This window comes from Actinomycetospora callitridis (assembly GCF_028737265.1).
Lineage (GTDB): Bacteria > Actinomycetota > Actinomycetes > Mycobacteriales > Pseudonocardiaceae > Actinomycetospora > Actinomycetospora callitridis.
The window spans coordinates 593,231-600,331 of the sequence record NZ_JAQZAK010000003.1 but is presented as its reverse complement, the minus strand read 5'-3'; the positions used below and the strand labels follow the sequence as shown (position 1 = coordinate 600,331).

At 75.1% G+C, this 7,101-nt stretch carries 8 protein-coding genes; 4 read left to right on the top strand and 4 right to left on the bottom strand.

Annotation, left to right across the window (positions count from 1 at the left end; all coding sequences use genetic code 11):
* Positions 1-171 precede the first annotated feature (171 nt).
* On the bottom strand, positions 172-1,152 hold the full coding sequence (locus PH191_RS14345) for a nicotianamine synthase family protein (protein ID WP_274195271.1): 981 nt from the start codon (positions 1,150-1,152) through the stop codon (positions 172-174).
* A gap of 93 nt (positions 1,153-1,245) precedes the next feature.
* Between PH191_RS14345 and PH191_RS14340 the strand changes: the two genes are divergently transcribed.
* From PH191_RS14340 to PH191_RS14330, 3 genes are read left to right on the top strand one after another with little or no spacing between them, the layout of a single operon-like run.
* Positions 1,246-1,611 (top strand): ArsR/SmtB family transcription factor, encoded by a 366-nt coding sequence (locus PH191_RS14340; protein ID WP_274195270.1) that lies wholly within the window; start codon positions 1,246-1,248, stop codon positions 1,609-1,611.
* An 11-nt stretch (positions 1,612-1,622) separates the two neighbouring features.
* Positions 1,623-2,735, top strand: coding sequence for an adenylate/guanylate cyclase domain-containing protein (locus PH191_RS14335; RefSeq protein ID WP_274195269.1), 1,113 nt, complete (start codon positions 1,623-1,625; stop codon positions 2,733-2,735).
* A gap of 19 nt (positions 2,736-2,754) precedes the next feature.
* Positions 2,755-3,276 carry a VOC family protein gene (locus tag PH191_RS14330; protein WP_274195268.1) on the top strand — a complete coding sequence of 174 codons (522 nt, stop codon included), beginning with the start codon at positions 2,755-2,757 and terminating at the stop codon, positions 3,274-3,276.
* A gap of 73 nt (positions 3,277-3,349) precedes the next feature.
* Here the strand turns inward: PH191_RS14330 and PH191_RS14325 are convergent, their stop codons facing one another.
* The 3 genes from PH191_RS14325 to PH191_RS14315 form a co-directional block, all read right to left on the bottom strand.
* Positions 3,350-4,126 (bottom strand): crotonase/enoyl-CoA hydratase family protein, encoded by a 777-nt coding sequence (locus PH191_RS14325; protein WP_274195267.1) that lies wholly within the window; start codon positions 4,124-4,126, stop codon positions 3,350-3,352.
* Entirely contained in the window at positions 4,123-4,881 is a 759-nt protein-coding gene (locus PH191_RS14320) for an SDR family NAD(P)-dependent oxidoreductase (protein WP_274195266.1), read from the bottom strand. The genes PH191_RS14325 and PH191_RS14320 overlap by 4 nt, the downstream gene beginning before the upstream one ends.
* Before the next feature lie 65 nt (positions 4,882-4,946).
* Positions 4,947-6,128, bottom strand: a complete 1,182-nt coding sequence (locus PH191_RS14315) for an MFS transporter (protein ID WP_274195265.1) — start codon at positions 6,126-6,128, stop codon at positions 4,947-4,949.
* 88 nt (positions 6,129-6,216) lie between these two features.
* On the opposite strand from PH191_RS14315, the gene PH191_RS14310 reads away from it, so the two are divergent.
* The gene (locus PH191_RS14310; RefSeq protein ID WP_274195264.1) at positions 6,217-7,101 is read left to right on the top strand and encodes an SDR family oxidoreductase; all 885 of its coding nucleotides are present in this window, start codon (positions 6,217-6,219) and stop codon (positions 7,099-7,101) included.

Below are 7,101 nucleotides of genomic sequence, written 5' to 3'. Positions count from 1 at the left end.
GGCCGATTCCGTGCTCCCGACGTTGCGGGCGCCGGTCCCCGAGGCGTCGGAGTTCCACAGCGCCGCCGCGATCATCGCGACCAGCAGCAGGACGGCCCCGACCGCCACGGGGTGCGGGCCGGTGCGGGTGGTGGGCACGGGTCCAGCCTGCCCTGCCCGGGTCGCGACGGCTCAGGCCGGGACGCGGGCCAGCACCACCGAGTTGACGACGTCGGTGTGGGGGTGCAGCACGGCCACCGGGTCGAGGCCGCCGAGATCGTCCCCGGCCACCTCGAGCACGGGGTAGAGCAGGCCGCGCAGCGAGTGGGCGCTGCGGGCGAGCACGAGGGCGCCGGGCCGCATGCGGGCGCGCACGTGGGCCAGGGCCGCGGCCTTCTCGGCGGGGTCGAGCCCGACGAGGGCGGCCACGCAGACGAGGTCGTGGTCCCCGAGATCGCCGAGGTCCAGGACGTCGCCGGCGCCGACGCGCACGTCGTCACCGAGCGCCGCGGCGAGCCGGCCGCCGAGCTCCACCGCCTCCGGGTCGATGTCGACGGCGTCGACCCGCACGCCGTGGCGGGCGAGCAGCAGCGCCGAGAGCGGCAGCGGCCCCGCGCCGACGAACAGCGCCCGCCGCGGCGCGCGCGGGGCGTGACCGGCGACGGCGTGGTACTCGATGCGGGTGAGGTCGCGGTAGTTCCGGAGGTACGGAAACGCCTCGAGCGCGGCGTGCGGGTCGTCCGCCGCGAGCACCCGGTGGGCCCAGGCCCGCTCGAGGGCGTACTCGCCGGCGGCGCAGCGGGCGCGCAGGTCGGGCAGGCGCTCGGTGAGCCGCGGGTCGGCGAGCACCGCGTCCACCTCCCGCGGCGCACGCGGCGCGACGGCGAGCGCCACGAGCGCGGTGAACAGCGCGTCGGTGCGCGGGCCCGGCTCGAGCGAGGGCTCGGCGGCCAGGGCGTCGTGGAGGGCGAGGATGTCGGCGAGGAGGCCCGACGGGCTGTCGGGGCCGACCGGGCTCTCCTGGCTGTCGTGGCTGCGCTCCGTGCCGCAGGCCCGCACCGCGAGGCGCGACGGCAGGTCGATCGACCGCTCGCCGCCGGGCCGGGCCGACCCGCCCCCTGGGAACGGACGCGTCGCGGTCCGGGGGGCCGGGCGGTCGAGCGGACTGCTCATGTCGATGTCCTCCACCGGGGCCGGGCGGTCGTCGTCGGGCCGGCGTCCGAACGGATGCCAACACGGCTCCACCCTCTGGCACAATACGTAAGCGTGTGCGCACACGACAACGTGCAACGGGGTGGGGGATGGGCCGAGCTCCCGCCCGCCGAGCACGTCGACGTGGCCGTCGAGGGCCTGCGGATGCTCGCCGATCCCACCCGTCTGCGGATGTTGTGGCTGCTCTGCGGCGATGAGCTGGACGTCTCCACCCTCGCCGGCCGTTTGGGGGCGACCCGCCCGGCCGTGTCGCAGCACCTCGCCAAGCTCCGCCTCGCCGGCTTGATCACCCAGCGCCGTGCGGGACGTCACGTCCTCTCGCGTGCCCGTGATCACCACGTCGGAGAGCTCCTCGGGGTGCTCGTCCACGACGCCGAGCACCGCCGGTCGATGACGGGCCACCCGTTCGGTGGCCCGTAGGCTCCGGCGCCGTGGGGGGACCCGAGGGACCGCTGGGTGAGGTCGCCACCGCCCTGGCCGCGGGGCGGACGGCCGCGCAGGTGATCGACGCGCACGGGCGCCTGGCCTGGGTGTCGGAGCAGATGCTGATGCTCGCCGGCGCGGACGACGACACCGACGTCGGCTACGGCGAGCACGTCGACGAGGTGCTCGAGCGCCCGCTGTGGCGCGACCTCCTCACCCCCGAGGCCGCCGAGACCCTGCGCCGCGACCTGCACCCACGCCTCGACGACCAGACCGGTCCCGCGGCGCCGCTATGGGTGCTGTCGCTGGACCTGCAGGTCGGGGCCCGCCAGCGGTCGGTGGGCATGCTGGGGGTCGGCCTGCGCCACGCCGACGGCTCGCCGATGGGCGCCGCGCTGATCTACGCCCCGCTCCTCCCGGCCCGGGTGCTCGCCCTGGTCAGCGAGGGCGACGAGGCCATGTTCACGCGGATGGCCGACCTGTCGGAGCCGGCGAAACGCCCGGCGGCCATCGTCTTCGCCGACGTCGACTCCTCCGGCCCGCTGTCCCGCCGCCTGCCGACGCCCGTCTACTTCGAGCTCATCCGCGGGATCACGACGGCGTTCGACGCGCTCGTCGCGCGGCACGGCGGCATCGTCGGCAAGCACGCCGGGGACGGGGCGAGCGCCTACTTCCTCACCGAGGGCCACGGCTCGGACTCCGACGCGGCATGCGCGGCGCTGCGCGTGGTGCAGAGCCTGCCGAGTGCGGTGGCCGAGGTCGTCGCCGACCTCGCCGAGACCGGCGTCGAGGTCGCCCGCGAGGACTGCCGGCTCAACGTCGGCGCGCACTGGGGCGCGGACCTGTTCATCGGTCAGGTCGTCACCGGCGGGCGCCTCGAGGTGACCGCGCTGGGCGACGAGGTCAACGAGTGCGCCCGCGTCGAGCAGGTGGCCACGGGCGGGCAGCGGCTGGTCTCGAAGACGCTCGTCGAACGGCTGGACGAGGAGGCCGCGGCGCATCTCGGGCTGCGCCCGCGCAGCCTGACCTACCGCATGCTCTCCGAGCTCACCCGCGACGGCGGCGTGGCGGGCAAGGCGGAGCGCGACGCGGGATCGCTGGCGGTCCACGATCTCGGTTGAACGGTCTACGGTCTGCGCCATGAGCGCGGACAAGTCGTCGTTGATCAGCGAAGAGGAGCGGCAGCGGCTGACGGCCGCCCGCGATCGGATTCGCGAGGAGTTCCTCGTCCCGACCGATCACCGCCCGCCGTCGACGGGCAAGGGCATCCACCACACGGCCCTGGTCTGCCGCGACGTGCGCACGACGGTGGAGTGGTACCAGAACGTGGCCGGCTTCCCGGTCACCGTGCTGTTCGAGAACCGCGACCTCGCGGGCTCGACGCACTTCTTCTTCGACGTCGGCAACGGCAACAACCTGGCCTTCTTCGACCTGCCCGGCGTCGACCCGAGCCCCTACGCCGAGGTGCTCGGCGGGCTGCACCACATCGCGATCTCGGTGCCCGGCAGCCAGTGGTTCGGGATCAAGCGCCGTCTCGACGAGCGCGGGATCGAGTACATGGTCGAGTCCGACGTCTCGATCTACACGCGCGATCCCGACGGCGCCCGCGTCGAGTTCATCATGGACCCGCTCGGCGAGATGTACGGCGAGGACACCCTCTGAGGTGTGCGCTCCGCGCACGTGAGCACTTTGAGGTGCTCCAGCACCTCGAAGTGCTCACATGCGCGGAGCGCACCTAGCGGCCCTTCCACTTCGGGGCGCGCTTCTCGGCGAAGGCGGCGGCACCCTCGCGGGCGTCCTCGCTCTCCAGCACCGGGCCGAGGATCTCCCCCTGGCGGCGCCACATGTCCTCCGAGCTCCAGTCGGGGGACTCGACGATCACCTGCTTGCTCGCCCGGACCGCGAGCGGTCCGTTCGCCCCGATGCGCGCGGCGAGCTCGCGGGCGCCCTCGAGGGCCCCGCCGACGGGCGTGAGGTGATTGACCAGGCCCCACCGGTGCGCGTCGGCCGCACTCATCGGGTCGCCGGTGAGCGCGAGCTCCATGGCGACGGTGCGCGGGATGCGGGCGGGCAGGCGCATGAGGCCGCCGGCCGCGGCGGCGAGCCCGCGCTTGACCTCCGGGATCCCGAACGTCGCCTCCTCCGAGGCCACCACGAGGTCACACGACAGCACCAGCTCGCACCCGCCGGCCAGCGCCGGCCCCTCGACCGCGGCGATCAGCGGCTTCGACGGCGGACGCTGGGTGATGCCGGCGAACCCGCGGTCGCCGACGTGCGGGCGCTCGCCCCGCAGGAAGGCCTTGAGATCCATGCCGGCGCTGAAGAACCCGCCGGCCCCGGTGAGGATGCCGGCGACGAGCGCGTCGTCGCCGTCGAGCTCGTCGAGCGCCGCGGCGATCCCCTCCGCGACCGCGGTGTTCACCGAGTTGCGGGCCTTCGGGCGGTCGATGGTGATGATCAGCGTGGTGCCGTCGCGCTCGGTGCGCAGGACGGGCTCCTCAGCCGTGCTCATCGCGGCGCCATCCGGATCGCGCCGTCGAGCCGGATCGTCTCGCCGTTGAGCATCGGGTTCTGCAGCATCGAGACCGCCATCTGCCCGTACTCGGCGGGGTCGCCGAGGCGGCGCGGGTGGGGCACCGACTCGCCGAGGGTCTTGCGGACGTCGTCCGAGAGCGTCGCGAACAGCGGGGTGTCGAACAGCCCCGGCGCGATGGTGTTGACGCGGACCAGCTTGGACGCGAGGTCGCGCGCGGCGCACAGCGTCATCGACACGACGCCGCCCTTCGACGCCGAGTAGGCCATCTGCCCGATCTGGCCCTCGAACGCCGCCACGGAGGCCGTCATGATCATCGCGCCGCGCTCGCCGTTCACCGGCTCGGTGCGCGCGATCGCGGCGCCGGCGAGGCGCAGGGCGTTGAACGAGCCGAAGAGGTTGACGCGGATGACCCGCTCGAAGGACTCCATGTCGCCCGGGTCGCCGTTCTTCTCGACGACGCGGGTGAGGCTGCCGATGCCCGCGCAGTGCACGAGCGCGCGGAACGGGCCGGCCGCCTCGGCCGCGGCGACCGCGGAGCCCAGCGCGTCGGCGTCCGTGACGTCGGCGGCGACGAACTCCCCGCCGAGGTCCGCGGCGACCTCCTTGCCCTTCGACGACGGGAGGTCGGCGACGACCACCCGCCCGCCCGCGGCGGTGATCGCCTGCGCGGTGGCCAGCCCGAGGCCGGACGCGCCGCCGGTGACGAGGGCCGAGACGCCCTGGAGATCCATGATCGGGTTCCTCCCGTGGTCGACGAGGTGCTCCCGCGCACCATAAACAGTCGGAACTGACTGTGTCACCGGGTGCGGGCGCGCGTGATCGCGGCCGCGGCGACCGCCACCACGAGGGTGACCGCCGCCGCGGCGGCGATCGCGGCCGCCGGGGCGACGGTGTCGATCAGGAGGCCGGACAGCGGCGAGGCGATCGCCGCGCCCGCCATGAGCGCCGAGCTGTGCAGCCCGATGGCGACGCCCCGTGCGCCGTCGGGGGCGAGGCGCCCCACGGTCTCGGTGGCCGAGGCCAGCGCCGGCGCGCAGAAGGCGCCGGCGGGGATGAGCAGGAGCGTCACGGTCCACCAGGGCCCGCCCAGCGCGACCGGCAGCGACCCGAGCGCGAGCAGGGCCAGCAGCACCGCGGTCGGGGGCGGGCGCCGGGCCCCGCCGTAGATCCAGCCCCCGGTGAGCGACGCGGCGCACCACACGGCGTTGGCCAACGCGAACCAGGCCGTCTCCCCGCGGGCGGTCAGGCCGGCGACGACGGCGAGCTCGGTGGCCGTGAGCATGAGGATCGCCGCCCCCGTCGAGGCCAGGGCGACGAACATCGGGCCGCGCAGCCACGAGCGCACCGGGGGCGCGGTCCGGTCCTCGCCGGCATGGCCCGGCCGGCGCAGTGGCGGGTCCAGCCGGGCCAGCGCGGCCGAGGCGAGGACGAACGCCCCGCCCACGGCCCACAGACCGGGACGGCCGGGCAGGGCGATCGCCACGAGGGTGCCGAGCGCCGGGCCCACCGCGTAGGCGACCTCGGTGGACATCGCGTCGAGGGCGAACGCGGGGCGCTGGTGCTCGTCGGGCACCGAGGCGGCGAGGGACTGGCGCACCGCCGAGAACGCGGGCGGCATGAGCATCCCGGCCACGAAGGCGGTCGGGGCGAGCGTCGCCACCGGCAGCAGGGACGCGACGCCCCAGAACGCGGCCTGCGCGAGCCCGCAGATCAGCAGGACGGGACGCAGGCCGCGACGGTCCATCAGCCGGCCCAGCAGCGGCGCCCCGAGCGCCACGCCGGCCGTCACCGACCCGCCGACCAGGCCCGCGGCGGCGAACCCGGCGTCGAGGCCCACCGCGACGTGCAGGGTGAGCACGACGGCGGTCGCGGTGGCCGGGATGCGGGCCGCGAACCCGACGGTCACCAGGGGCGTGAGACCCGGGAGGCGCAGCACCGCTCCGTAGGTGGCGACGCCGCCCCTCGCCGCCGCCGTCATCACCTCCATGGTGCCCGTCGTGTCACGGGCTCTACCCCTGGCGGACCGTGACGTCTGGGCGGGGAGCCGCACGGGCACACTGGCGGCCATGAGCGAGGCACCCGTCCTTCCCACCGCCACGTACGCCGTCACCGGCGCGACCGGTCACCTCGGCCGCCTCGCCGTCGACGCCCTGCTGCGCCACGGCGTCCCGGCCCGCAACGTCTTCGCGCTCGTGCGGGACACCGCCAGGGCCGACGAGCTGGCCGCCCTCGGCGTCGGCGTCCGCGAGGCCGACTACGACCGCCCGGAGACACTCGACGCCGCCCTCGAGGGGATCGAGCGCCTGCTGCTCGTCTCCAGCCCCACGGTCGGCGAGCGCCTCACGCAGCACGGCAACGTCATCCGGGCCGCGGACGCCGCCGACGTCGGCTTCGTCGTCTACACGAGCGTGCTCAAGGCCGACGAGACCGAGCTCGCGCTGGCGCCCGAGCACGCCGGCACCGAGGACCTGCTCCAGGCCTCCGGCCTGCCCTTCGCGGTGGCCCGCAACGGCTGGTACGTCGAGAACTACACCGGCCGGCTCGACGAGTACCTCGAGCGCGGCGAGATCGTCGGCGCCGCGGGCGACGGGCGCGTCTCGGCCGCCACGCGCGCCGACTACGCCGAGGCCGCGGTCTCGCTGCTCACCGGCGACATCGCCGACCAGCAGGGCTACTGGGAGCTCGGCGGGCCGGCGTTCTCCATGACCGAGCTCGCCGAGGCGATCACCGAGACCACCGGGACGAAGGTCGTCTACCGCGACGTGTCGGCCGAGGAGTTCACCGACATCCTGCGCGCGGCCGGCATGGACGAGGGCACGGCGGGCTTCGTGACGTCCCTCGAGCTCTCGACCGCGCGCGGCGAGCTGGAGACCGACAGCCCGGCGCTCGAGAACCTGCTTGGGCGCGCGCCGACCTCGCTCGTCGACGCGATCCGTGCGGCGCGCGTGTAG